The organism is Roseomonas fluvialis, assembly GCF_022846615.1.
GTDB lineage: Bacteria > Pseudomonadota > Alphaproteobacteria > Acetobacterales > Acetobacteraceae > Neoroseomonas > Neoroseomonas fluvialis.
Genome location: NZ_AP025637.1, coordinates 277,229 through 300,453, shown reverse-complemented (window position 1 = coordinate 300,453; position 23,225 = coordinate 277,229). Strand labels below are relative to the sequence as shown.

General features: G+C 71.7%; 24 protein-coding genes and 1 tRNA gene. 7 read left to right on the top strand and 18 right to left on the bottom strand.

What is annotated here, in order from left to right; genetic code table 11:
• Positions 1–37: 37 nt before the first annotated feature.
• The 4 genes from MWM08_RS01500 to MWM08_RS01485 are packed head-to-tail and all read right to left on the bottom strand — an operon-like array spanning position 38 to position 3,217.
• Positions 38–1,066, bottom strand: a complete 1,029-nt coding sequence (locus MWM08_RS01500) for a hypothetical protein (protein ID WP_244457702.1) — start codon at positions 1,064–1,066, stop codon at positions 38–40.
• Entirely contained in the window at positions 1,063–1,479 is a 417-nt protein-coding gene (locus MWM08_RS01495; RefSeq protein ID WP_244457701.1) for a DUF6524 family protein, read from the bottom strand. The genes MWM08_RS01500 and MWM08_RS01495 overlap by 4 nt, the downstream gene beginning before the upstream one ends.
• On the bottom strand, positions 1,476–2,210 hold the full coding sequence (locus MWM08_RS01490) for a hypothetical protein (protein ID WP_244457700.1): 735 nt from the start codon (positions 2,208–2,210) through the stop codon (positions 1,476–1,478). Before MWM08_RS01490 ends, MWM08_RS01495 begins: the two co-directional genes overlap by 4 nt.
• Positions 2,207–3,217 (bottom strand): hypothetical protein, encoded by a 1,011-nt coding sequence (locus MWM08_RS01485; protein WP_244457699.1) that lies wholly within the window; start codon positions 3,215–3,217, stop codon positions 2,207–2,209. The genes MWM08_RS01490 and MWM08_RS01485 overlap by 4 nt, the downstream gene beginning before the upstream one ends.
• 24 nt (positions 3,218–3,241) lie before the next feature.
• Here MWM08_RS01485 and MWM08_RS01480 point away from each other — a divergent pair, with 24 nt between their 5' ends.
• Positions 3,242–3,841: a hypothetical protein gene (locus MWM08_RS01480; protein WP_244457698.1), complete on the top strand. Its 600-nt coding sequence runs from the start codon at positions 3,242–3,244 to the stop codon at positions 3,839–3,841.
• A gap of 14 nt (positions 3,842–3,855) precedes the next feature.
• Here MWM08_RS01480 and MWM08_RS01475 read toward each other — a convergent pair whose 3' ends face one another.
• The 12 genes from MWM08_RS01475 to MWM08_RS01420 form a co-directional block, all read right to left on the bottom strand.
• Entirely contained in the window at positions 3,856–4,656 is an 801-nt protein-coding gene (locus MWM08_RS01475; protein WP_244457697.1) for a bestrophin-like domain, read from the bottom strand.
• A 68-nt stretch (positions 4,657–4,724) separates the two neighbouring features.
• Positions 4,725–5,024 carry a hypothetical protein gene (locus MWM08_RS01470; RefSeq protein ID WP_244457696.1) on the bottom strand — a complete coding sequence of 100 codons (300 nt, stop codon included), beginning with the start codon at positions 5,022–5,024 and terminating at the stop codon, positions 4,725–4,727.
• 25 nt (positions 5,025–5,049) lie between these two features.
• Positions 5,050–5,484, bottom strand: coding sequence for a hypothetical protein (locus MWM08_RS01465; protein WP_244457695.1), 435 nt, complete (start codon positions 5,482–5,484; stop codon positions 5,050–5,052).
• A 55-nt stretch (positions 5,485–5,539) separates the two neighbouring features.
• On the bottom strand, positions 5,540–6,253 hold the full coding sequence (locus MWM08_RS01460; RefSeq protein ID WP_244457694.1) for a hypothetical protein: 714 nt from the start codon (positions 6,251–6,253) through the stop codon (positions 5,540–5,542).
• 25 nt (positions 6,254–6,278) lie between these two features.
• A complete protein-coding gene (locus tag MWM08_RS01455; RefSeq protein WP_244457693.1) occupies positions 6,279–7,337 on the bottom strand; it encodes a PstS family phosphate ABC transporter substrate-binding protein in 1,059 nt (352 codons plus the stop codon).
• A 29-nt stretch (positions 7,338–7,366) separates the two neighbouring features.
• Positions 7,367–8,161: a hypothetical protein gene (locus tag MWM08_RS01450; RefSeq protein WP_244457692.1), complete on the bottom strand. Its 795-nt coding sequence runs from the start codon at positions 8,159–8,161 to the stop codon at positions 7,367–7,369.
• A gap of 115 nt (positions 8,162–8,276) precedes the next feature.
• Entirely contained in the window at positions 8,277–9,656 is a 1,380-nt protein-coding gene (locus tag MWM08_RS01445; RefSeq protein ID WP_244457691.1) for an L-serine ammonia-lyase, read from the bottom strand.
• Between the two features lie 51 nt (positions 9,657–9,707).
• The gene (locus MWM08_RS01440; RefSeq protein WP_244457690.1) at positions 9,708–10,697 is read right to left on the bottom strand and encodes a Bug family tripartite tricarboxylate transporter substrate binding protein; all 990 of its coding nucleotides are present in this window, start codon (positions 10,695–10,697) and stop codon (positions 9,708–9,710) included.
• A 63-nt stretch (positions 10,698–10,760) separates the two neighbouring features.
• Positions 10,761–11,555 carry an N-acyl homoserine lactonase family protein gene (locus MWM08_RS01435; protein WP_244457689.1) on the bottom strand — a complete coding sequence of 265 codons (795 nt, stop codon included), beginning with the start codon at positions 11,553–11,555 and terminating at the stop codon, positions 10,761–10,763.
• Positions 11,552–13,534, bottom strand: coding sequence for an NAD(P)/FAD-dependent oxidoreductase (locus MWM08_RS01430; RefSeq protein ID WP_244457688.1), 1,983 nt, complete (start codon positions 13,532–13,534; stop codon positions 11,552–11,554). Before MWM08_RS01430 ends, MWM08_RS01435 begins: the two co-directional genes overlap by 4 nt.
• A 4-nt stretch (positions 13,535–13,538) precedes the next feature.
• Positions 13,539–14,474 carry an NAD(P)-dependent oxidoreductase gene (locus MWM08_RS01425; RefSeq protein WP_244457687.1) on the bottom strand — a complete coding sequence of 312 codons (936 nt, stop codon included), beginning with the start codon at positions 14,472–14,474 and terminating at the stop codon, positions 13,539–13,541.
• A gap of 4 nt (positions 14,475–14,478) precedes the next feature.
• Positions 14,479–14,814: a carboxymuconolactone decarboxylase family protein gene (locus tag MWM08_RS01420; RefSeq protein WP_244457686.1), complete on the bottom strand. Its 336-nt coding sequence runs from the start codon at positions 14,812–14,814 to the stop codon at positions 14,479–14,481.
• Between the two features lie 212 nt (positions 14,815–15,026).
• Between MWM08_RS01420 and MWM08_RS01415 the strand changes: the two genes are divergently transcribed.
• Entirely contained in the window at positions 15,027–15,959 is a 933-nt protein-coding gene (locus MWM08_RS01415; RefSeq protein WP_244457685.1) for a LysR family transcriptional regulator, read from the top strand.
• A 48-nt stretch (positions 15,960–16,007) separates the two neighbouring features.
• On the opposite strand, the gene MWM08_RS01410 is transcribed toward MWM08_RS01415, so the two are convergent.
• Positions 16,008–16,082: transfer RNA gene (locus tag MWM08_RS01410), tRNA-Thr, on the bottom strand.
• 131 nt (positions 16,083–16,213) lie between these two features.
• On the opposite strand from MWM08_RS01410, the gene MWM08_RS01405 reads away from it, so the two are divergent.
• Genes MWM08_RS01405 through MWM08_RS01395 form a run of 3 tightly spaced genes read left to right on the top strand, consistent with a single transcriptional unit; the run spans position 16,214 to position 19,127 of the window.
• Entirely contained in the window at positions 16,214–17,206 is a 993-nt protein-coding gene (locus MWM08_RS01405; protein ID WP_244457684.1) for an efflux RND transporter periplasmic adaptor subunit, read from the top strand.
• Positions 17,203–18,447, top strand: coding sequence for an ABC transporter permease (locus MWM08_RS01400; RefSeq protein WP_244457683.1), 1,245 nt, complete (start codon positions 17,203–17,205; stop codon positions 18,445–18,447). The genes MWM08_RS01405 and MWM08_RS01400 overlap by 4 nt, the downstream gene beginning before the upstream one ends.
• Positions 18,444–19,127 (top strand): ABC transporter ATP-binding protein, encoded by a 684-nt coding sequence (locus tag MWM08_RS01395; protein WP_244457682.1) that lies wholly within the window; start codon positions 18,444–18,446, stop codon positions 19,125–19,127. Before MWM08_RS01400 ends, MWM08_RS01395 begins: the two co-directional genes overlap by 4 nt.
• 15 nt (positions 19,128–19,142) lie before the next feature.
• Here MWM08_RS01395 and yddG read toward each other — a convergent pair whose 3' ends face one another.
• A complete protein-coding gene (gene yddG / locus MWM08_RS26390; protein WP_279323225.1) occupies positions 19,143–19,985 on the bottom strand; it encodes an aromatic amino acid exporter YddG in 843 nt (280 codons plus the stop codon).
• Between the two features lie 137 nt (positions 19,986–20,122).
• Here yddG and MWM08_RS01375 point away from each other — a divergent pair, with 137 nt between their 5' ends.
• Both MWM08_RS01375 and MWM08_RS26385 read left to right on the top strand, forming a co-directional pair.
• Positions 20,123–20,518 (top strand): phage holin family protein, encoded by a 396-nt coding sequence (locus tag MWM08_RS01375; protein WP_244457681.1) that lies wholly within the window; start codon positions 20,123–20,125, stop codon positions 20,516–20,518.
• A gap of 168 nt (positions 20,519–20,686) precedes the next feature.
• Positions 20,687–23,122, top strand: coding sequence for a PQQ-dependent sugar dehydrogenase (locus MWM08_RS26385; protein WP_279323224.1), 2,436 nt, complete (start codon positions 20,687–20,689; stop codon positions 23,120–23,122).
• Positions 23,123–23,225: the final 103 nt, after the last annotated feature.

Here is a 23,225-nt window from a genome sequence, read left to right as displayed (position 1 = left end):
CCGGGGCCTGCGCACCGCACGGCGGCTGGATGCGGCGCTACGCCTGCGCCATGCGGCGGAACCAGGTGGTGGACCGCAGCACCCCCTCCGGCCGCGGCTGCAGCCCCTCGGCCTCGACCAGCGCGGCGATGCGGCGCGTGGCCTCGGCCTCGGTGGCCTGGCGGCCGGTGACACGGCGGTACAGCGCTGCGGCATGCAGCGCGTCGGTCCGCGCCACGCGCCCGCGCGGGTCGGCCTGGGCGCGCAGATAGGCGCGCGCCTCGGCGGCGGCGGCCGCCGCGCCCGCCTTGCCGCTGCGCGTCGCCTCGGCCTGCACCACCGCGCGCGCATCCGCGGCGGTCAAGCCATGGCGCACCACCCCCTCGGTGAGCAGCGCGAGTTCGGCCTCGGGATCCGCGAGGCCACCGGTCGCGCGCAGGCGCACCAGTTCGGCGAAGGCGGTGCTGTCCGGCGCCGCTGGTTCCGGCGCGGGCGGCACGATCCGCGCACCGCCTGCCATCGCCGCCGCGGCAATCACCGCGCCGGCGGGGTCCACTGCCTCGGCCCGCAGCCCGCCGGACGGCGCGCAGGCCGCGCAGGGCAGCACGCGCGCGCTGCCATCCAGCTCCATCAGCTTGATCTCGACCGTCATGTCGGGATGGCGCGCGCGCACCGCGGCGGCGGCGCGTTCCAGCACGGCGTGATGCTGGCGCAGCTCCTCCGCCGGGTCGTCGGACAGGCGCCGCCCGGCCCACAGGTGCATCGCGCCGCAGTCGCGGTGGTTCACGAAGATCACCTTGCGCACGCCATGCAGCTGTCGCGACGCGGCCAGGTTCTCCCACAGCGCCGTGTTCCAGGCGGGGCGGTTGGCATCGACCGCCGCCAGCGCAGCGCCGGCGATGCGCATCTCGCTGTAGCGGTCGGTGCGGCCGAGTGCCGCCATCAGGCAGGTGACGTCGTCGGTCAGCCGCGGGTCGATGCAGCTGACCAGGAAGGCGTCGGCCTTGCGCGGAGGCGCAGCATCGGTTGTGCGCCAAGGCGCAGCATCGGTCGTGCGCGGCGGCACGGCTTCGGTGGCCGGGGTCACTTGTTGAGGTCCTCCGTATGCGAGATGCCACCCAGGCGATGATGCAGGTGCGAGTAGCAGAGCCCCGCGGTGAACACGCCCGCCAGGCTGGCCAGCGCGCCGATCAGCAGCGTGTCGCCGGCCAGCAGCCGGCTGCCCGTCAGGTGCAACCCGGTCATGCCCATGCCGATGCAGAAGGCGACCACCAGCAGCACGCCACGCGCGCCCAGCACGCCGATCGTGGTACGCCACATGACCATGCAGATAACCGCCAGCGCCGCGCCCGTCGCGAGCTTCACCCAGAACCAGTCGAACCCGGACAGCACCCAATGCACGAAGGACGTGCCGGACGGGTTGTAGATCGCGAAGACGATGAACAGGCAGAACAGCGCGCGCGAGACGACGCCGCGCCAGTCGAAGCGCTCGGCATTCATGGCGCGACCGCCTGGGCGCGCTCCAGCGCCAGGGCCGACAGCCGTGCCTGCGCCTGGTCGGCCGCGACACGCCGGCGCAGCCCCGCGCGCCAGTCGCCCAGCGCCTCGGCGGTGGCGGGCGGCAGCGTGGCGAGCATCGCCTCGGCCGCGACCGCATCGCCCGCGGCCAGCAGCGCCGCGGCTTCGCGCAGCGCCGCCAGCCCCGGCGTGCCAGCGGCGCCGAGCGACGCACCAAGCCGCATGGTTGCGGCAGCACCACGCGCCAGCCAGCCGGCATCGGGGCCGAAGCCCATCTCGGCCAGCACCGCGGCATCGGCGGCGGCGGCGAAATCCTCGGCCAGGCGGCGCAGCGTTGGTGCACCCTCGGCGGCCGCGGGCGCCAGCGGCAACAGCAGCCGCGTCACTTCCGCATCGCCCGACGCCAGCGCCACCGCCACCGCGAAGGCGCGCGGGAAGGGCGCGCCGCGCGGCAGGTGCGGCAACAGCAATTCGATCGCGACCAGGAGGCGCGGCGCATCCCCAGCGAGTGGCGGTTCGGCCCGCACGTTGGCGTTCCAGTTTGGCGTGGCGGCATGGGCCGCGGCGGCGACGGGCGGCGGCGCACCATGCAGCGCCACCACCAGCGCGAGCACCGAGAACAATCCGGACAGCGCCGCCAGGCACAGCGTTACCAGCCCGGTCCAGTCCCCGGCCACGGCGCGCTGCGGCGCCACGTCTGTCGGTTCGGTCATGGGCAGGACGTCTCCGCCACGAGTGCCACGAGGCGCTGCTGCAAGGCCGCCGCCACGATCGCGGCAGACCCTTCGGCCAGATGCCGTTCGGCCCGCGCGATCGCCTCGATCGCCTGGCCTTCGAAGGCAGCGCGGTTGATCGACGCATCGAGCCTGTTGATCAGCCAGTCGATCGCCCAGGAAGCGCCGATGCCGCTGCCCACGCCGATGACGGTGCCGGGCACGCCCGCCATGGCGAAGCCGAGCCCGCCGCCGGCCGCGACCAGCGACCCCGCCTCGCTGACCCGCACCACGACCGCGCCCAGGCGCGCCGCCATCGGGCGCATCGACCGTAGGAACACGGTGCCGCCATCGGCGCCGTCCTCGGCGAGCAGCGCCATCGGGTCGGACGGTGCGGCTTCCAGCACGCCCGCCATGTCTGGCCGTCCCGCGGCGGCCAGGCCAAGCCGGTGGGTCGGCGGCGCGGCGGCGCGCGGCAGCGCCGCGATACGCGCCGCGCTGGCCGCGAGCGCCGCATTCCACGCGTCATCCACCGCGGCACCCACATGCGCGAGGTCGGCGGCGAAACTGCCCTGCCCCAAGGCGGGGGCCAGCACGCGGGCGCGGAATTCGGCGCGGATCGGCTCCGCCATCTCCTCGGCGATGCGGTTGGCGATCGGCGTCTCGTCCTCCGCGGCGACCGACCGCGCCAGGCCGGTCACGCCGCGCAGCAGGATCCGATAGGAGGTGACGTAGCTCTGCACCCAGCCATAGGCCCAGTCACCGAAGCCGGGCACGCCCTCGCGCGCAGGACCGAGGCGCATCGCGGCCGCATCGGCCAGCAGGCGGGCGGCGAAGGCCGCGATGCGCGTGGCCTCGGCCTCGAGCAGCGCGACTTCGCCGGCATGGGTGCCCGGCGGCGCGGCATGGATGCGGCAGGCACCGCCGGGCGGCGCAAGGGCAATGGTCTCGGCCCGCAGCGGTGCCGCCAGCAGCAGCGCCGCGACCCACAGGCAAGCAAGTGTCAACCCGCGGTGTCCTATGCAGGACGCATGGCGGGCGGTCTTGGCGAGATTCTGGGCGGTGTGGCCACGGCGCTGCTGGCGCTGGGCCTGGCCGTGCTGCTGGCGCGCCTTGCCGGCGCGGCCTTTGCCATCGCCGCGCCCCATGATGCCGAAGCGGTGCCGCTGCTGCGCCTGTTGGCGATCTGGTCCGGCTTCTCCTTCGGGCTGGCCCTGGTGTTGGCCGCGCCGCACAGCGCGATGTTCACGCCCGGGCGGTTGCTGGCAGCCGAGGGCCCCTGGAGCGAGGGCCTGCCGACACTGCTCGGCACGCATGCCCTGCCGCACGCGGAGTCCTTTGCCGCGCTGCCGGGCGCGCTGATGGGCGCCAGCGTCGCCACGGCCATCCTGGCCTGGCTGGCGCTGCTGGGCTTCGCCCATGGCAGCCTGACGGCGCTGCGGCTGTGGCGGGGCAGGCCGCGCCGGCGTGCCTTCGCCGCCTTCCTGATGCTGGTGCTGCACACCGCGCTGCTGGCGCACTACAGCGCATACCTGCTGGGGTGGTTCGCGGCGCAGCTCGGCCCCTGGCTGTTCGCGCTGGCGCTGCTGGCGTTCCAGCACTGGCGCTACGCGGTCCGCCCCGCGCACTGACACGGCCGCCGTCATCAGCGCAGGTCCATCATCGCAAGGAAGGGTGCGGGCGTCAGCAACGCCGGGTCGCCCACATAGGGAAAGGCGAGCTTCACCGACACGAGCAGCACCGATCCCACGATCACGGCGATCACCGCCGCCATGGCGTAGTGCATCGCCGCACTGGCGCCGCCGAAGAACCACTGGAAGGCGATCACGGCGACGGAGACGGTCAGCACCAGCATCCAGATCAAGCCCGACAGCGTGCGCGACTGGACCGACAGCCGCGCGATCCGCGCCTCCGCCACCTGGCCGAGCCAGTCGCCGGTCTTCTGCTGCAGCACCTGCTGGGCGGAGCGTTCGCCATCGGCATCGAGGAAGGCGCGCGTCATGCGCTGGAAGGCGGCGTCGGAGGCGGTGGAGGGCAGGCCCGCCTGCATCGCCGGCCAATCCTGCGCCACGACCGACGCGGCATAGGCGCGGATCGCACCGCGCATCTCGTGGCGCGTCGCTTCGAGCCGCGGCCCGTCGAAGGTGTCGACCGCGAGGGCGAGCATGTATAGGCCCGAGGCCTCCTTCTGCAGGGTGTCGCGCGCGGTCTGGAAGGTGTCCCACGCGCCGACAAGCGTCAGGGCGGCCACCACGGCGTAGATCTCGACGACGAAGCCGTACTTGACCGCGCCGACCACGGCGTTCGCTTGGAATTCCGCGTGCGTGAACAGCGTGTACATGACGCGCCCGAGCAGCAGCGCGATCGCCACCGGTACGGCGATGGTGATGGCGATGCCGAGCCAGGCCGGCAGCGTGGCAAGCCCATGGGGCAGCAGGATGTCCAAGGCCCGGATCCTCCGCGGCGCTTCGGGTGATGACGGGCGGCCGCACGTTCTGCGCGGCCGGGTGGGCGTCAGTCGGCGTCGTCGCGGTGGTGTTCCGTCCAGTACCAGTGGCCGACGGTGACGCCGGCGGCCGCACCGATCAGCGCGGCCAGCGCACCACCGTGAATGAGCGCGGAGCCGGCCAGCGCGCCGACGAACATGCCCGCGCCGAGCGCCGCGGCGTGCCCGGCGGAGATCTGCGGCACGCCGGCTGGCGGCGCCGCACGCGTGGCGAAGGGAACCTGCGCAGGCAAGGACGCGGCGGGCACCTGGGCCGCCGCCGGCACAGCCAGCAGCAGCAGCGAGAGGACGGCGAGCATGCGTGTCATGGGATGAGCGCTCCGGGTCATGGGATCAGGCCTCGATCGCGCGGTACCAGCGGCGCGACCGGATGATCCGCCCGGTCGGGCGCGGCTGCAGGTTGAGTTCCTCCATCAGCCGCTTCACGCGCTTCTGCGCGTCGGCTTCGGTGACGCCGCCGCCACTGCGCGCGCGATAGAAGGCGACGGCGCGGCGGAAGTCGTCGCGCGCGATGCGGTCGCGGCGGTCCGCAAGGGTACGCAGCAATTCGCGCGAGGAGGCGCCGAGCTCGCCTTCCAATGCGATCGATTCCTCCTGCGCCGCACCGCGCAACAGGCCGCTCGCCTGGTCGAGGCTGAGCCCGTATCGGGTGATCGCTTCCTCGAGCAGCCGGCGTTCCTGGTCACGGTCGAGGAAGCGGCGGCCCTGGAGCTGCAGCTTCACCAGTTCGGCAAAGCGTTGCCGGGGCAACGTGTCCGTCGCGGTCATCGGGCCTTCTGCCTTTCGCGGTCTGCGCCGTCCTGGCGCGGTCGGGTGAGCGGGATCAGTGCTGGATGGCGGTCGCCGGCAGCAGCGGCTGCGGCGTGTTGCCGGGAAGGTCGAGCGTCTGCCGGCCACCCGGCGCGGGCGCGCGGGACATCGCCTGGACGCGGTGGTTCAGCCGGTCGATCGCGCGCAGGATGCGGCTCGCCTCGACGCCGAGCGGCGCATCGGCGGGCGAGAGCTGGAACTTCACGCGCGGCAGCGGCAGCAGGTCGACCTCGACCTTGTCGACCGCGAAGCCGCCCAGCTCGCCGGCATCCATCACGCCGCGCACGATGGTCCGCTGCAGCGCCGAGATTGGGCCGGAATGGCGCCGCGCATGGCGCTCGAGCATGCGCTCCACGTAGTCGCGGTCGGCGTCGGTGAGCTCGCGCGCCTGGCCGAAGGTGAGCGAGAGGCTGGGAAACAGGCTGATCGAGGATTCGATCTCCTTCAGCTTGTAGCCGGCGATGTCCATCAGCCAGGCGAAGTCGTCGCGGGCCTGCTGGTGCGCCGCGGCCACGGCATGGCCGCGCGCAATCGACCCGCCGGCGCCGAAGCCGATGCCGAAGCTGTCCATCACGCCGCTCCAGAGGCGTTCGGCGCGCGCCATCACGCCATCATCCGAGGGCAGGTCCTGGAGCGGCGCCGGAATCAGCGCCTGGGGCGCCGGCTGCGCGATCGCCACGGCGGGCAGCGCGAGCAGGACGGAGACGGCAAGGGCCTTGGCGAGCATGGGGGGAGCTCCGTTTCTCGGCGATTCAGCGGGACATCAGCCGGGCCTGCTCGGCGATGCGGCGCTGCGCCGCACGCTCCGCCGGCACCAGCGGCACGAGGCCGGCGGCGAGCAGATAGCCGCCCGGGCCCGCGGCCTGCTCGCTGGTGCTCTCGACCAGGAACTCATGGATGCCGCGCACCACGCCGACGCCCTGCTGGTTCCGGCTGTGCTGCCGCTTGGCATAGACAAAGAAGGTGCGCGCCTGCTCGTAGTCGAGGCTGCCGATCGACGCGACCGTGGGCGCGATGCCATCGAGCGGCACCGCCACCAGGTTGCCGCCGCTGGCCAGCAGCTGGTCGTAGCTGACCACCGCGAGCGTGCCGGGCGGTGCGGCGAGCAGCGCGGCCACCGCCTGGTCGGCCCGCACATCGAGGGCGCGGCCGTCGGTGCGCGCGGTGATGCACTTGGTGCGGCGGTAGGCGGCCTCGAACAGCAGACGGATGTCGGGCACATAGCGGCAGCCGGCTTCCATCACGAGGTCGTCGAACAGCGCGCGGTGGCCGGAGCCCACGACCGGGAGGATGACGCGGATGTCGGTGCGCGGCAGGCCGGCACCGACATCGGACCAGAAGCGCGCCTGGTTCGGCACGAATTCCTCGGCGACCACACGCTCGGCAGCCAGGGCCTCGAAGACCTGGCGGGAGGAGAGGGCGGGCATCGGCTCGCCGCGCCGCGCTGCCAGCACAACGGCGCCGAGGCCGAGCTGGACCTCGATGATGTCGCGCACGCCGTTGGCCACGCAGCTCTCGATCACCGCGCGCGACAGGCGGCGGGTGACCAGAAGGATGTCGGGCGTCTGCGGACCGATACCACTGCAGAAGGCTTCCATCGCGCGGGCCGAGCCGAGCGTGCTGGCCTGCGGCGGCTGCACGCCCTCGAACCTCTCGGCGAAGCTGCGCGCCAGAATCTGCGCGAGGCCCGCGGTCGAGGAGGAGTTCACGATGACCAGCCGGTCGCGCAGCGTGAGCGTTCCCTGGGCATGAGCGGAACCCCCGCCCAGCAGCAGGAGCCCGGCGACAAGGCCGAGGACGAGGTGGCGCAAGGCGGCCTCCATTCTGGACGGGGGGTGGGTCATGCCGGAGGCACCTGGGCGACCAGGGCGCGCAGCAGCGTCTCCTGCACGGCCTGTTCGACCGCCAGGCGCGCGCGCGCCTGCGTCAGCCAGCCGGTGAGCAGCGGCTGCAGTGGGGGGGCGAGCGCCGCGGCATCGGCCACCGCGGCCGCCAGATTGCCGCGCCGCAGCTGCTGCGCGACGCCGGCGATCGCCTGCTCCTGATCGGTGGGCGGCGGCGGCGCGGCGATGCCGATGGTCGATGCGGCGCCACGGATAGCCGAGAAGGTCTGGTCCAGCGCATCGCCCTGGCGCGGGGCGCGCGCAACCAGCTGCGGCGCCAGAACGGCGTAGCGTTCGCGCAACTCGGCCTCGGTCGGCAGGCCGCGCACGGCATGGCTCAGCAGCACTTCCGCCAACGGCGCGGGCAGCGCTCCGGGCGGGGCGAGCGCCACCATCACCTGGTATTCCCGCAGCCAGGGCCGCGGCGTCGCGACCGCCGATTGCAGTAGCAGCGCGGCGGCGATGAAGCGGTCGGCCTGTGCGGGCGACGCGGACTGTGCGGCCGGCATCACCGGTGCCGGCGGCAGACTGCGCGCCGCGCTGTCCTGCGCTGCGGCCAGCGCGGCTTCGAGGCGCGCGACGCGCGCGGCCAGCGGATCGGCCGCGGCGCTGGCCTTTCCGCCGCGCAGCGCACCGGCGCCGGCAGCCACGCCCAGCACAACCAGCACCGCCGCGGTGCCCACCAGCGCATACCGCCCGGCACGGGACGTCGTCGCGCTGTCCTGCCTGGCACTGTGGAGGGCGGTGCTCACGTCGGTGTCGATCCATGCGGCCGGAGATCGGACGAGGGCCAGCGCCATCGCCACGACCGCACTTCACCAGAGGTGGGGTTTTGGAACCCTTAATCGCGCCGCACTGCAGCGAAAATCAGCACTGCACGACGTTGACCGCGAGCCCGCCCAGCGAGGTTTCCTTGTACTTGTCGGACATGTCGAGCCCGGTCTGGCGCATGGTCGCGACCACCTGGTCGAGGCTCACCAGGTGCTGCCCATCGCCATGCAGCGCGAGGCGCGCGGCGTTGATCGCCTTCACCGCCCCGATCGCGTTGCGTTCGATGCAGGGCACCTGCACCAGGCCCGCCACCGGATCGCAGGTCAGGCCGAGATTGTGCTCGAGGCCGATCTCGGCGGCGTTCTCCACCTGCGCATTGGTTCCGCCCAGCGCGGCCGCCAGGCCGGCCGCGGCCATCGCGCAGGCGGAACCGACCTCGCCCTGGCAGCCCACTTCGGCACCGGAGATCGACGCATTGCGCTTGATGATGGCGCCGATCGCCGCCGCGGCGAGCAGGAAGGTCTCGGCCCCCGCGGTCGTCGCACCCGGCACGAAGGTGTCGTGGTAGCGCAACACGGCCGGGATGATGCCCGCCGCGCCGTTGGTCGGTGCCGTCACGACGCGGCCACCCGCCGCGTTCTCCTCGTTCACTGCGAGCGCCCATAGGTTTACCCAGTCCATAGCGCCGAGCGGGTCGGACTCGTTCAGCCGGGCGCGCGCCTCGAGCCGGCGGAGTAGGTCGGGCGCACGGCGGCGCACCCGCAGGCCGCCGGGCAATTCGCCCCCGGTGCGCAGGCCGCGGACGATGCAGGCGGTCATCGCCGCGCGCAGCCGAGCGATGCCGGCCGAGACCTCGGCCACGCCGCGCTGGCTGGCCTCGTTCGCGCGCATCAGTTCGGCGATGGTCAGGCCGGCATCCGCGGCGCGACGGAGCAATTCGGCGGTGTCGTGGAAGGGATGGGGGACGTCGCAGGGCGCGGGCGCGGCATCGGCCAGCGGTGCGCCCTGTCCATCGACGACGAAGCCGCCACCGACCGAGTAGTAGGTCTGCACGGCGTCCGGCCGGCCGGGCACCCGCGCGCTGAAACGCATGCCGTTGGTGTGCAGCGGCAGCGTCTCGCGCGGGTGGAAGACGATGTCGGCCTGCGGGTCGAAGCCGATGCGCCGGCCATCGGGCAGCATGATGCGCCGCTGCGCGCGCACCTGCTGCACGACCAGGGCAGCGTCGTCCGGGTCGATGGTGTCGGGTCGCGCGCCCGTCAGGCCGAGGATGATCGCCGCATCCGTCGCATGGCCCTTGCCGGTCAGCGCCAGGGAGCCGAACAGCTCGACCCGCAGGCCTTCGGCCGCGCTTTCGAGCCCCGACACGAAGGCTGCGGCCGCCACCATCGGCCCGACCGTATGCGAACTGGATGGGCCAACGCCGATCCGGAACAGGTCGAACAGGCCGATCCAGGGCGTCGCCGTTCGGGTCATGCGCGGCAGGCTAGCGGCGCGGCGGGCGCCGCCACAACCCTGATCAACGCGTCAGTCGAGCCGCGCACCCGAGAGTTCGACCAACTCGCGCCAGACGGCATCCTGGCTGCGGATGAAGGCCACCAGGGCCTCGGGCGTCTCGTCCCAGACCGGCGTGAAGCCGAGCGGCGTGAGCCTTTCGCGGTAACTGTCCTGCCGCACCGCTGCGACGGTGGCGCGATGCAGCGCGGCGACGATCGGCGCGGGCGTATTGGCCGCGCCCGACAGGCAGTACCAGAACTCCATGTCCATGCCGGAACCGGGCAGCAGTTCCGCCATACCCGGTGTCTGCTCGAGGCCCGGCACGTAGGTCACGCGCTGCTGGCTGCCCACCGCGAGCGCGCGTAGCCGGCCCTCCCGCACATGCGGGATGATGGCGGGAATGCCGTCGAAGATGATGTCGACATTGCCGGCGATCAGGTCGTTGAGGCTCGGCGCCAGTCCGCGATAGGGCACGTGCGTGATCTCGATGCCCGCCGAGGTCATCATCTTCGACAGGCTGAGATGGCTGATCGTGCCGAGCCCGGATGACCCCGCGCTGATCTGCCCCGGCCGGCGCTTCGCGTCCGCCACCAGGTCCTGGAAGGTCTGCCAGGGCTTGTCGGCGCGCACCACCATCAGCGTGGTGCCGACCGACACGCGGGAAATGTGCGAGAAGTCGGTGATGCCGTCGAAGGGCATGCCGCCGCGGTACAGGTACTTGTTCGCACACAGGATGGTCGCGCCGCCGAGGAACAGCGTGTGCCCGTCGGGCGCGCTGCGTGCCACCGCCTCGCCGGCGATGTTGCCGCCCGCACCCGGACGGTTGTCGATGATCACCTGCTGGCCGAGCAGCGTCGCCATGCGTTCGGCGACCAGGCGCGCGGTGATGTCGGCGGCACCGCCCGGCGGGAAGGGCACCACCAGGCGAAGCGGGCGGTTCGGGAAGGCCTGCTGCGCATGCGCGACGCCCGGCGGCGCCAGCGATGCGCCCAGCAGGATGCGGCGGCTCAGTGTGGTCATGGTTGTCGTTCCTCCCGTTGTGGCGGCGCCTTGGACCTGCGCCCTTGCCGTGATGCGTGTGGTTCAGTCCGACGGGTCGCGATGCAGCTCCACCGCGATGCCCTCGAGGCCCAGCACGGCGGGGTAGCGGCGCATCACCTCGGGGTCGTGGCCGGGCACGATGTGCCGCACGCTGGGTGCCAGCGCGCGCAGCCGGTCGAAGCCGTCCAGCATCAGCCCGACATGGAAGCAGGTGGTGAAGGGGCGGCCGCTGTCCATATTCTCATAGAAATGCGTGACGTCGGAGGCGAGCACGACCTGGCCGCGCGCGGTGTTCACGCGTACGCATTGCAGCCCGGCGGAATGGCCGCCCACCGCATGCAGCGTGATGCCCGGCGCGAGGTCCCCATCGCCCATGTGGAACACCGTGCGGTCGGCGAAGGTCATGCGCACGATGCCGGTGACGTCCTCGACCTCGAACGAATGGCGCAGCTTCTTGTGCTTCATGAAGTGGCCGCAGGCGTAGTGCATCTCGGCTTCCTGCAGATGGAAGCGCGCCTTGGCGAATTTGTGGAAGCTGCCGACGTGGTCGTAGTGCAGGTGCGTGAGCACCACGTCCTCGACCTGGTCGGGATCGACACCGATCAGCGGCAGGCTCTCGATCGGGCAGCGCAGGTAGATGCGCTTGCGCCGCGCCGCGACTTCCGCCGTGAAGCCGGTGTCGATGACGATGGCGCGGTCGTCGTTCACCGCCACCCACACGAAGTAGTCCATCGGCATGGGCGCGTCATGCGGGTCGCCGCCGATGAAGTGCTCGTGGCGGCGCGCCTCGCGCATCGCGTAGCGCAGGGCATAGACGCGGTAGGTGGGCTCGGTCATGCGGCGGTCTCCCGGGTGGTGACGTTGGCGGGGCGCGCGCCGAGCGCCAGGCCCACCATCGACGCGTCGCGCAACACGGACAGGTAGTCGCCCGGCTGGTTGGCATCACCCACCAGCGTGTGCGGCAGGCCGGTGGCCTCGACCACCGCCAGCGCATCGCGGTTCGGCAATGCGCCGATGGCGGCGATGACATGTGTGATGCCGTCGTGCCGGTGCGCCGTGCCGGCTTCGTTGAAATGCAGCACGCCATTCTGCAGCCGGTCGGCGCGCGCGTTGGTGTGGAAGGCGACGCCCGCGGCGCGCAGGCGGATCATGATGTCGGTGCGGTTGTTGCGCGCCATGGCCGGCGCGATGGCGGACAGCGCCTCCAGCACCACGATGCGGCAGCCGCGCAGCGCCAGGATCTCGGCCACTTCCAGCCCGACGATGCCGCCGCCGATCACCGTCACGCCCGCGCCTTCGGGCACCAGCGACGGATCCAGGATGACATCCCAGGCCTGCAGCGGCGCGGCACCCGGCAGTGCCAGCGGCCTCGGCCGCGCGCCGGTTGCGACCACGACGTGATCGGGTGCGAAGGCGCGGATCATCGCCGCGGTTGCCTCCACGCCGCAGCGCACGCGCACGCCGGCGGCGATCGCCTGGTCCCAGCGCCAGGTCCAGAGCGGGCGGACCTCCTCCTTGTCCGGCGCGGCGACGGCCAGGTGGATCTGCCCGCCGGGACGCGCGGCCTTGTCCCAGACCTCGACCTCGTGCCCGCGCAGGGCCGCAAGCCGCGCGACCTCCATGCCGCCCACACCCGCACCCAACACCAGGATTCGCTGGCGCTGCGCGGCGGCGGGCAGTGGGGGTTCGGAGAATTCCGGCGCTTCGAATTCCGTGCCGAGCATCGGGTTCGTCACGCAGGCGACGTCACGTTCCAGCGTCAGGCGTTCGAAGCAGACATTGCAGGAAATGCACAGCCGGATCGGCACGGCCGACTCGCCGAACGCCTTGCGCGGCCAATGCGCATCCGCCGTCAGAGCGCGGCCGAGCGAGACGTAGTCCGCCGCGCCGCCTGACAGTACCGCCTCGGCGTCCTCGGGTGTCAGGATGCGCCCGGCGATGATGGTGGGGATATTCACTGCATCCGTGATGGGCTTCGCGTGCGGTTCGAGCGTGCGGCGCGGCATCGAGGGCGGCTGGATGCAGAAGCGCGACAGCGCCGGGCTCTCGTTCGTACCGCCCGAGAGATCCAGCGCGCTGACCCCTGCCGCTTCCAGCATGCGCGCGAGTTCCGCCATCTCCTCGATCGGGTAGCCATCGTCGCAGTATTCGGTGCAGGAGATGCGGACCCAGAGCGGGAAGTCGGGCAGCGCATCGCGCAGGCGGTGCACCGTCTCCAGCAGCAGGCGCGCGCGGTTCTGCAGGCTGCCGCCATACGCGTCCGCGCGCTTGTTGATGCGCGAGGTCAGGAACTGCTGGAACAGATAGCCGTTCGCGGCGTGCAGCTCGACCGCGTCATACCCGGCCTGCCACAGCCGACGCGCGGCGGTGACGAAGTCCTTCTGGATCTCGACGATCTCGGCCTTGTCGAGTGGGCGCACCGCGTCGCCCGTGTTCGGATTGTGCCAGGGCGATGGCCCCACCGGCTCCATGTTCAGCACCATCCGTCGCAGCAGCGCGCCGCGGTGGTTGAGCTGGCCGATCGTGACGCAGTCATGCAGCTTGATCGCCTCAACCAGCCGCGCCAGGCCAGGGATGAAGCGGTCATGGTAGATCCACAGCGAGTTATTGTGCGCGCGACCGCCGGCGCTCACCGCCATCGCTTCCGTCACGATAGCGGCCACACCACCCTTGGCGCGTTCCTCGTAGTAGGCACGGTCGCGTTCGGTGGACAGGCCGTCGCTGGTGCTGAAGTTCGTCCCCATCGGCGCCATGACGACGCGGTTCTTCATGCGCAGCGGGCCGATCATGCCCGGGCGCCGCAGCAGCGAAGGCATGGCGCTACTTCGCCTTGTCGGCGTCGAGCACCGCCTGCACCGCGGCCGGGTCGCACTTGATGGCGACCCCCGCACGCTCGAGCTGCAGCTTCATCGGCACGCGGCTATCCAGGTTCTCCCAGCCGCGGTTCATCGCCTCGTTCATTTCCTCGAGCGTGAGGTTGCAGAAGCGCATCGGCACGCCGAGCTCGCGCCCCATCTGCACCGCGAGCGAGACATCCTTGTGCGCCAGCTTCAGCGAGAAGGCCGGCGGGTCGTACTTGTCCACCAGGAACTGCTCGGTCACGCGGTCGAAGGTGCGCCGCCGGCCGAGCGACCCCTGTCGGATCGCCGCCCACAATTCCAGCGGGTCCATGCCCGCCTTCACGCCCATGGAAAACACTTCGGCCATCGCGGTCTGGATCGCGTAGCCGGCCATGTTGTGCACCAGCTTCGCGACCGTGGCGCTGCCCACCGGGCCGATATAGGCCGCCTGGTCGCCGAAGGCGTCGAGCACCGGCTTGCAGCGGTCGAACACCGCCCGGTCGCCGCCCACCCAGATCGCGAGCTTGCCGCTCTCGGCCCCCTTCGGCCCGCCGCTCACCGGCGCGTCGAAGCCGTAGGCGCCCTTCTGCGCGAGCGCTTCGGCGAAGCGCTTCACCAGCGCCTGCGAATTGGTCGACAGGTCGAAATACGCAGTCCCCGGCTTCACCCCGGCCAGGATGCCGTCGGGGCCAAACACCACCGGCTCGACCTCCTTCGGGCCGGGCAGCGAGGTGAAGATCACCTCCGCCTGCTCCGCCACCACGCGCGGCGTATCGGCCCAGACGGCGCCGGCGGCCAGGCGGTTCGCGCCAGCCTCGCGGCGGATGTCGTGGATGACCAGATCGTAGCCGGCCTTCTGTAGGTTGGCGGCCATGAAGGCCCCCATCGTGCCGAGGCCGATGAATCCCACCTTCATGACGTCAGCCCTTCGCCTTGTCCTGGGCTTCGAACACGTCCACTGCGACATGCGCGGCGGTCATGGCGGAAGGCCAGCCGGAATACATTGCGAGATGCGTAATGATCTCGCTGATCTCCTCACGCGTCAGGCCGTTGGTCAGGCCGCGGCCGATATGGCTGTTGAGCTGGTCCTGCCAGCCGAGCGCCACCAGCGCGGCGATCGTGACCATGCTGCGGTCGCGCTTTGACAGTTGCTTGCGTTCCCACACGTCGCCGTAGACGTAGGTGTTGGTCATCTCGACCAGCTTGGGGAAGGCCGGGTTGATCCGGTCGCGGCGGGCGGAAGGCGGGGCGGCCATGGGGTTCTCCTGTGCGGCGTCGCGGGCGCTGGCCGGCACGCCGCAGGACCGGCCAGGCCACCTGCGGCGACCTGCCCCGAACCCTCGCGTTTCCGTCCCGCGCCGATGCCCTGCGGCATCGACACCACGAGCATTCCAGCCGCCGGGCATGCGGTCCACCGCGATGCCTGCCATGATCCATTGATGCGGTTTATGCCTGACGGGAGCCCGCGATGAACCTGCGCCAGCTCGAAGTCTTCCACGCCGTCATGCGCGCCGGCACCGTGACCGGCGCGGCGCGGCTGCTGGGCGTCACGCAGCCGTCGGTCAGCACGGTGCTCAAGCATTGCGAGGCCCAGCTGCGCATCCCGCTGTTCCGGCGCACCGGGGGGCGGCTGCACCCGACGCCCGAGGCCGAGGCCATCCTGCCGGACATCGAGGCGATCTTCGCGCGGCTCGATTCGGTGGGGCGGCAGCTGCGCGACCTGAAAGGCGGCAGCATCGGCACGCTCTCGCTCGCCGGCGCCTATCCGATCGCCAATGGCTACCTGGCCGCGGCGGTGGCGTCCTTCATGGCGGAACGGCCCGGGGTGCGGGTGGTGCTGCAGGCGCTGGCGTCGTCGGAATTGCTCGACCGCGTCGCGAGCCGGGAGATCGAGCTGGGCGTCGGCCTCGAGCCCATCGTGCATCCGGAAGTCGAGACCGAGGTGCTGGTCTCCTCCGGTGTCGCCTGCGTGATGCGCGATGACCATCCGCTGGCCCGGCAGGAGGAGGTGGCGATCCGCCAGCTCGACGGCCTGCCGATCATCACCTTCCTGCCGCGCGCGCCGCTGCGCGGCTATGTCGACCGCGCATTGTCGGAGGCCGGGATCGTGCCGCGCATCAGCGTGCAAGTGAGCATGTCCATGACCGGCATGGCGCTGGCCTTCCACGGTGCGGGGATCGCGCTGGTGGAACCCTTCCTGCTCAACACCTTCCCAGTGCCCGGCCTGGTGGCGCGGCGGCTGCGACCGGGGATCGAGATGAAGACGCTGCTGATCCGCGCGCGATCGGCGCCCCGGTCCGCGATCATGGGGCATTTCGTGGCGCATCTGCGGCGAGAGGTGCCGCGGTTGCTGGGCGGGGAGGCCACGCGGCGCGACACGTCCAGCCAGGCAGTGCCGTAACGTCCACCTTCCGATGCCTGTCTGTTCTGTAACTCTCGGCTTGGAAGCTGGTGCCGGCACGCGGATTTGAACCGCGGACCTACTGATTACGAATCAGTTGCTCTACCACTGAGCTATGCCGGCCCCGAACCCCTCGCGCGGCATCTGCGCGACCCGGGCCGCGCCTAATACCCGCCGCGCTGTCCCCCCGCAACCGGGTTTCACCCCATCCCCCCCGCGCGCCGCCGCCACTGCCGTGCTAACCATGCCTGACCATGCGTCGCCGCCTGCTGCTGACCCTCCTCCTCGCCCTCGCCGCCGCCGGCGGCTGGTTCTGGTGGACACTGCCCCCTGCCGTCGCGATCGCCGTGGCCACCACCGGCCCGGCCCTGCGCGCCGTCTACGCCACCGGCAGCGTCGAGCCGGTCCATTGGGCCCGCGTCGGTCCCGCCGTCCGCGCCCGCGTCACCGAAGTCCTGGTTGACGAAGGGGCCCGCGTGACCGAAGGCCAGCCCCTGGCGCGGCTCGACAACCGCGAAGCCGCCCACCGCGCCGAGGAAACCGAGGCCCGCGCCCGCTTTGCCCAGGAAGACCTCGCCCGCATCCGCACCCTGGTCACCCGGGACATCGCCGCGCGCGCCAGCCTCGACCGCGCCGAGGCCGAGGCCCGCGCCGTGCGCGCCGTGGCCGAAGCCGCCCAGCGGCGCCTGGACGACTACATCGTGCGCGCCCCGGCCGATGGCGTGGTGCTGCGCCGCGACATCGAGGTCGGCGAGGTGGTCGACACCCCCGCCAGCCTGTTCTGGATCGGCGAACCCAGCCCGCTGCGCGTCACCGCCGAGGTGGATGAGGAAGACATCGCCCAGGTCCGCGAAGGCCAGCGCGTGCTGCTGCGCGCCGATGCCTTCCCCGGCCAGGTGCTGACCGCGACCGTCGGCCAGATCACCCCCAAGGGCGATGCCACCCGCAAGGCCTACCGCGTGCGCCTGGTCCTGCCGGACGACACGCCGCTCATGATCGGCATGACGGTCGAGGCGAACATCGTGCTGCGCCAGACCGACAACGCCGTGCTGGTGCCGCCGGCGGCCTTGCGCGACGGGCGCGTCTTCGTCGTCCAGGGGGAGGCGGTGCGCCCCCGCCAGGTCGAACTCGGCGTGCAGGGCCCCCGCGCGGTCGAGATCCTGCGCGGCCTGGCGCAGGGCGAGACCGTGGTGCTCGACCCGCCGGCCGGCCTCGTCACCGGCCAGACGGTGCGGCTCACACCATGAGGCTGATCCTCGACCTGGCGCGCGGCATGCTCTCCCGCCGGCGGCGACAGACGCTGGTCAGCGTGCTCGGCGTCGCGCTCGGCGTTGCATTCTTCATTGCGATCGCGTCGCTGATGCGGGGCTTCCAGACCTATTTCGTCCAGCAGGTGATCGACGTGCAGCCGCACATCACCATCAAGGACGAAACCCGCCGCCCGCTGCCCCAGGCAGCCGAACTGGCCGCACCCGACGGCGCGGTGTCCGTGAACGGCGTGAAGCCGCGCGACCGCGTGCGCGGCATCCGCTCCGCCGGCGAGAAGATGGCGATCCTGGAGGCGATCCCCGGCGCCGCCGCGGCCCCGATCCTGACCGGCCCCGCGCTGCTGCGCTACGGCTCGCGCGACGTCAGCATCAGCGTCACGGGCATCGAGCCTTCCCGCTATCGCCGCGTCGCGAACCTCGAGAAGGACATGATCCAGGGCAGCCTCGAGGATCTGCGCTCGGCCGCCAATGGCCTGATCATCGGGGATGCGCTCGCGACACGGCTCGGCGTGCAGATGGGCGACAGCGTGATCGCCGTCTCGCCGCGCGGCGTCTCGCTGCAGATGAAGATCGTGGGCATCTTCCACACCGGCCTGGTCAGCCTGGACCAATCGGCCGGCTACGCGCTGCTGAAGGTGAACCAGGTCCTGCAGGACCGCCCCAACGTGGTGAACCAGATCCTGCTGCGCCTGGCCGACGTGACACAGGCCGAACCGCTCGCGCGCAGCATCGAGGCACGCTTCGGCGACCGCACCGAATCCTGGGAGGAGCAGAACCGCAACATCCTCACGGTCTTCATCATCCAGAACGCGATCATGTACAGCGTGACCGGCGCCATCCTGCTGGTGGCCGCCTTCGGCATCTACAACATCATCTCGACCGTGGTGTTCGAGAAGACGCGCGACATCGCCATCCTGAAGTCGTTGGGCTTCACGGAAGGCGACATCCAGCTGCTGTTCCTGGTGCAGGGCATCATCGCGGGGTTGCTCGGTGCGGCACTCGGCTGCCTGCTCGGGCAATTGATGATCGAAGGGCTGGGTCAGGTGCGCTTCCGGACGGAAACGCCGGCCGGCAACGACCGCTTCCTGCTCGCCAAGGACTGGCGGATCTTCGCGGTCGCATCCTTCTTCGCGGTGGTCTCGGCCGCGCTGGCGGCGGTGATCCCGGCGCGCCGCGCCGCACGGCTCGACCCCGTGCAGGTGGTGCGGGGCGCGGCGTGACCGCGCCGCTTCTCGCGGCCGAGGGCGTGACCAAGCGCCTGGGTGAAGGCGTCACGCTGGTCAGCGACATCTCCTTGACCGTGACCAACGGCGAATTCGTCGCCATCACCGGCCCGTCGGGGTCGGGCAAGTCCTCGCTGCTGTATCTGCTCGGCCTGCTGGACCGGCCGAGTTCGGGGCGCGTGCTGCTGGAAGGCACGGATACCGCGCGCCTCGCACCGCCCGACCTCGCGGCGCTGCGCCTCGCACGGCTCGGCTTCGTGTTCCAGTTCCATTTCCTGCTGCCGGAGTTCTCCGCGCTGGACAACGTGCTGATCCCGATCCGCCGCCGCGGCGCGCTGCAGGGCGAGGCAGCGCGGGCGCGCGCCATGGGCCTGCTGGAAGCGCTCGGCCTCGGTGATGCCGCGGCGAAGCTGCCCGAACAGCTCTCGGGCGGCATGCGCCAGCGCGTCGCCATCGCGCGTTGCCTGGCCAACGACCCGATCCTGCTGCTGGCCGACGAACCGACCGGCAACCTCGACACGAAGAACGCCGCCGCGGTGTTCGATATCTTCGCCCGCCTGGCGGCCGAGGAAGGGCGCGCCGTGCTCGTGGTGACGCATGATGCCGACCTGGCGCGCCGCGCCACGCGGCGCATCCACCTGGTGGATGGGCGGATCGTCAGCGACGAGCGCGGCTGAAACCGCCCGCGCCCCTCAGTCGCGCGCGGTCGCCGCCAGCAGGCCCCCGCCCGCCACCAGCGCGGCCGCCACCGCCACCCGCCAGTCGAGCACCCCCTCGCCGGCGGCCACCAGCAGCAGCGTGGAGGCGACCGGCACCGCATAGGCCAGCGTGCCGAGCAGCCGCGGATCGCCCCGCTTCATCCCCGCATCCCACAGGAAGAAGGCGGCGCCGAGCGGCCCTGCGCCGAGCAGCAGCACCGCCAGCCATTGCCGTCTATCCGGCATCACCGGGGTCTCGAAGGCAAACGACGCCAGGCCGGCCAGCCCGGCAGTGGCGAGGCAGAAGCCGGCCAGCGCATCTGTCGGCACCGCGGCCATGCGCTTCGACGTGACGGAATAGACGGCCCAGACCACCGCGCAGCCCACCGCGCAGGCGAAGCCCCAGCCCGCCCCCGCCGGGAAGGACGCGCCCGCGCCCACCAGCAGCGCACAGCCCGCGAAGCCCAGCCCCACGCCCGCGAGCCGCCGCGCACCGAGCCGCAGCCCGAGCACCGGCGCCGACAGCAGCACGATCAGCAGCGGCCACAGGTAGTTCAGCAGGTTCGCCTCGACCGCCGGCGCCAGCGCAAGTGCCGCGAAGTACAGCGCATGGTAGCCGAACAGCCCGCCCACCCCGTGCAACCACGCGACCGGCCCCTGGCGCAGCGCCGCAAGCCGCCCGCGCGCCGCGACCACGCCGACCGCGATGACCCCGCCCACTGCAAAGGCGAGGCTCGTGAGTTGGAGCGCCGGCAGCCCGCTCGCCATACGAGCGAGCAACGCGAGGAAGGCCCAGAGCAGCAGGGCGCCCGTGCCGGCGAGGGTGGAAATCGACATGCGGTCGGCGCAAACTGCCAGGAGATGTGACGGTGGTCGCGGCGAAGGGCCTGACGCGAACCTACAGCATGATCCGATCACACGGAATTCAGTGTGACCGGGTATCGTGCCGCAGGATCGACGGCGCCTGAGGACAGGTGCCGCTGCAGGGGCCGCGCGCCGGCGTGGCGATGTGCGAGGCGGGGGAAATGCTGGGATTCGTGCTCCGGACGACGGTCACCGCGGTGGCGTTGTGGGTAGCCGTCGCCATCGTGCCGGGCCTGCAGGCCGGGAGCAGCACGGCGCTGCTGATCGCCGCCATCGTGCTCGGCATCGTCAATGCCACGATCCGGCCGGTCGCGCTGCTCCTGTCCATCCCGATCACCATCCTGACCTTTGGATTGTTCGTGCTGGTGGTGAATGCCGGCATGCTCGCGCTCGTCGCACGCCTGGTGCCGGACTTCACGGTGACGGGCTTCTGGGCCGCATTTTTCGGCTCGTTGGTGGTGTCGCTGGTCTCCGCGGCCATCAACGGCGGCATGACGAATGGCTGATCCGGCATCGTGACAGGGGCGTGACGGCCCTGCCGCGCGCCCTTCGCTGGCGCGTGCTCCGGACAGACGACGCCCACCCGCACCGCCACCTGGCCAACCGTTGCGCAACGGTGCCGATACCGACAGGTCGAAAACCGCGCTAGGGTCTGGCCCGGCAGGGGGACAGGCATGGCCCAGATCACGGGAAGCCAGGCGGGAGAGACACTGGCGGGCGGCTCGACCGACGACGTGATCATCGCCTTCACGCCGGGCCTCGCCGTCAACAGTATCGTCGCGACACGGATCGCCGAGGGTCTCGCGAAGCCGATCGCGGTTGCCGCACCGCCGGACGAATCCGGCCGCCTGTTCATCCTGGAACGCGACGGCCTGCTGAAGGTGATGGGCCTCGCGACCGGCACCATCGCGCCCACGCCGGCGCTGGACCTGACCGGGCAGATCGCCATCACCGGGGAGCGCGGACTGCTCGGCCTCGCCTTCCATCCCGACTTCGCCACGAATGGACGCTTCTTCGTGTTCCTCTCGCAGCCCGAGGGCACCAGCGAGATCCGCGAATACCGGCTCGGCGCCGACGGCATTGTAGTGCCGGGCAGCGCGCGCACCATCCTCGAGATCCCGCAGCCGAACGCGGTGAACCACAAGGCCGGATGGATCGGCTTCGGCCCCGACGGAATGCTGTATGCGACATCGGGCGATGGCGGCGGCGGCGGGGACCCGAACAACAATGCGCAGAACCTGAACGTGCTGCTGGGCAAGGTGCTGCGGGTCGATGTGGATGGCGACGACTTCGCCGCCGATGACCGCCGCAACTACGCCATTCCGGACGACAACCCCTTCGCGGCCACGGCGGGGCTCGACGAGATCTACGCCTATGGCTTGCGCAACCCGTTCCGCGCCGGCTTCGACCCCGCGACCGGCCGCCTGTTCGTCGGCGACGTGGGGCAGAATGCGCGCGAGGAGATCAACATCGTCGGTGCCGGCGACAACCTCGGCTGGCGCCTCTACGAGGGCAACGCCCCCTACGCGACGCCAACCGCGCCGACCGACGGGCTGGTCTTCCCGATCCACGACTACACGCATGAGTCCGGCGACGGGCGGTCGGTCACCGGCGGCACGGTCTATCGCGGCCCGTCCGAGGCGCTGCACGGCCAATACATCTTCGGCGACTTCGCAAGCGGGCGGATCTTCGCGCTCGACGACACCGATGGCGACGGCACCTGGACGCGCACGCAGATCAACACGCTGATCACGCCCACGGCCGGTGCGATGCAACTGCCGGCGGCCTTCGCCACGGCGCCGGACGGCGCCCTTCTGGTGGTGGACTATGGCGGCGAGGTGTTCCGGCTGGACCCCGTCGCCGCGGTCCCGGCCGATGGCGCGGACCGCGTGCGCGCGGGCGCCGGACGCGATATCGCCTATGCCGGGGGCGGCGACGACACCGTACAGGGCGGGGCCGGCAACGACACGCTGTATGGCATGGACGGCAACGACCGGCTGTTCGGCGAGGGCGAGGCCGACCGCCTCTCCGGCGCCGCCGGCCGCGACACGCTGCTGGGCGGGGCCGGCAACGACACGCTCGACGGCGGCGCGGCGGACGACCTGCTGGCGGGCGGCGCCGGAGACGACCTCTATCTGGTCGACGGCCAGGGCGATCGCGTGAGCGACACCGCCGGCGCCGACACCGTGATCGCTGCGGCGACCTTCCGCCTGTCGTCCGGCATCGAGACGCTGGTACTCTCGGAGGCCGCGGGCGCGGCCGGCGGCACCGCGGCCGGAAGCGCGACACGGATCATTGGCAATGCCGCGGCCAACCGCCTGTTCGGTCTCGCCGGCGACGATACGCTCGAAGGCGGTGGCGGCGCCGACCTGCTCGATGGGCGCAGCGGGCGCGACCGCCTGGTGGGCGGCGCGGGCACCGACACGCTGCGCGGCGGCGCGGGCGACGATACGTTGCTGGTCGACAGCCGCGCCGACCGGGCGCTGGAACTGCCGGGCGGCGGGGCGGACACGGTCATCGCCTCGGGCGCGGACGGATACCAGCTTGGCGCCGGGATCGAAGTGCTGGTGCTGGACGGCGCGGCCCGCTTCGGCGTGGGCAATGGCGCCGACAATACGGTGGTCGGCAGCGCCGGCGCGGATCGGCTTTACGGGCAGGGCGGGAACGACAGCATCCTGGGCGGCGCGGGCAACGACACGATGTGGGGTGGCGCGAGCAGCGACGTCTTCGTCTTCGCGCCCGGCAGTGGCAACGACGTCGTGGTGGATTTCGACTGGACGACGGATGTCGTCTCGTTCGGCGCCTTCGGGTCCGTCACCGGCGCCGAGGTCGCCGCCGGCTACCTGTTCACCTTCGACGGCGGCGACAGCGTGCTGCTGCGCGGCGCCGGCCCGCCGCCGCTGAACATCCCGCTAGCTGACGGCAGGATTTCGCTTGGCAGCGTCCACGAGCCTCTGCCGCACCCAGGGCCGGACGGCGGCGTCCGGCTGGTCAGCGAACGGGACATCCTGCTGTCTGGCGGCACGATCAGCATCGGTGGCGGTACGCTGTTGCTCACGAGGGTCGGCACCCTGCCGGGCATCACCCTGACCGGCGACACCGTGCTGTAGCGACCGGTGTGCGCCTGCGGGCGGCGGCGGCCAAAGGCGCGGTCACATCCGGCGCTGGCGTGTCTCCACGCTGCGCCCGCGGATTGAACGCCCGTCTCGCATC

Coding starts and splice junctions, on each gene's coding strand:
- MWM08_RS01495 (WP_244457701.1), bottom strand. CDS start 1,479: ATGAATGCCGAGCGCTTCGACTGGCGCGGCGTCGTCTCGCGCGCGCTG.
- MWM08_RS01490 (WP_244457700.1), bottom strand. CDS start 2,210: ATGACCGAACCGACAGACGTGGCGCCGCAGCGCGCCGTGGCCGGGGAC.
- MWM08_RS01480 (WP_244457698.1), top strand. CDS start 3,242: ATGGCGGGCGGTCTTGGCGAGATTCTGGGCGGTGTGGCCACGGCGCTG.
- MWM08_RS01470 (WP_244457696.1), bottom strand. CDS start 5,024: ATGACACGCATGCTCGCCGTCCTCTCGCTGCTGCTGCTGGCTGTGCCG.
- MWM08_RS01465 (WP_244457695.1), bottom strand. CDS start 5,484: ATGACCGCGACGGACACGTTGCCCCGGCAACGCTTTGCCGAACTGGTG.
- MWM08_RS01460 (WP_244457694.1), bottom strand. CDS start 6,253: ATGCTCGCCAAGGCCCTTGCCGTCTCCGTCCTGCTCGCGCTGCCCGCC.
- MWM08_RS01445 (WP_244457691.1), bottom strand. CDS start 9,656: ATGACCCGAACGGCGACGCCCTGGATCGGCCTGTTCGACCTGTTCCGG.
- MWM08_RS01440 (WP_244457690.1), bottom strand. CDS start 10,697: ATGACCACACTGAGCCGCCGCATCCTGCTGGGCGCATCGCTGGCGCCG.
- MWM08_RS01435 (WP_244457689.1), bottom strand. CDS start 11,555: ATGACCGAGCCCACCTACCGCGTCTATGCCCTGCGCTACGCGATGCGC.
- MWM08_RS01430 (WP_244457688.1), bottom strand. CDS start 13,534: ATGCCTTCGCTGCTGCGGCGCCCGGGCATGATCGGCCCGCTGCGCATG.
- MWM08_RS01425 (WP_244457687.1), bottom strand. CDS start 14,474: ATGAAGGTGGGATTCATCGGCCTCGGCACGATGGGGGCCTTCATGGCC.
- MWM08_RS01420 (WP_244457686.1), bottom strand. CDS start 14,814: ATGGCCGCCCCGCCTTCCGCCCGCCGCGACCGGATCAACCCGGCCTTC.
- MWM08_RS01415 (WP_244457685.1), top strand. CDS start 15,027: ATGAACCTGCGCCAGCTCGAAGTCTTCCACGCCGTCATGCGCGCCGGC.
- MWM08_RS01405 (WP_244457684.1), top strand. CDS start 16,214: ATGCGTCGCCGCCTGCTGCTGACCCTCCTCCTCGCCCTCGCCGCCGCC.
- MWM08_RS01400 (WP_244457683.1), top strand. CDS start 17,203: ATGAGGCTGATCCTCGACCTGGCGCGCGGCATGCTCTCCCGCCGGCGG.
- yddG (WP_279323225.1), bottom strand. CDS start 19,985: ATGTCGATTTCCACCCTCGCCGGCACGGGCGCCCTGCTGCTCTGGGCC.
- MWM08_RS26385 (WP_279323224.1), top strand. CDS start 20,687: ATGGCCCAGATCACGGGAAGCCAGGCGGGAGAGACACTGGCGGGCGGC.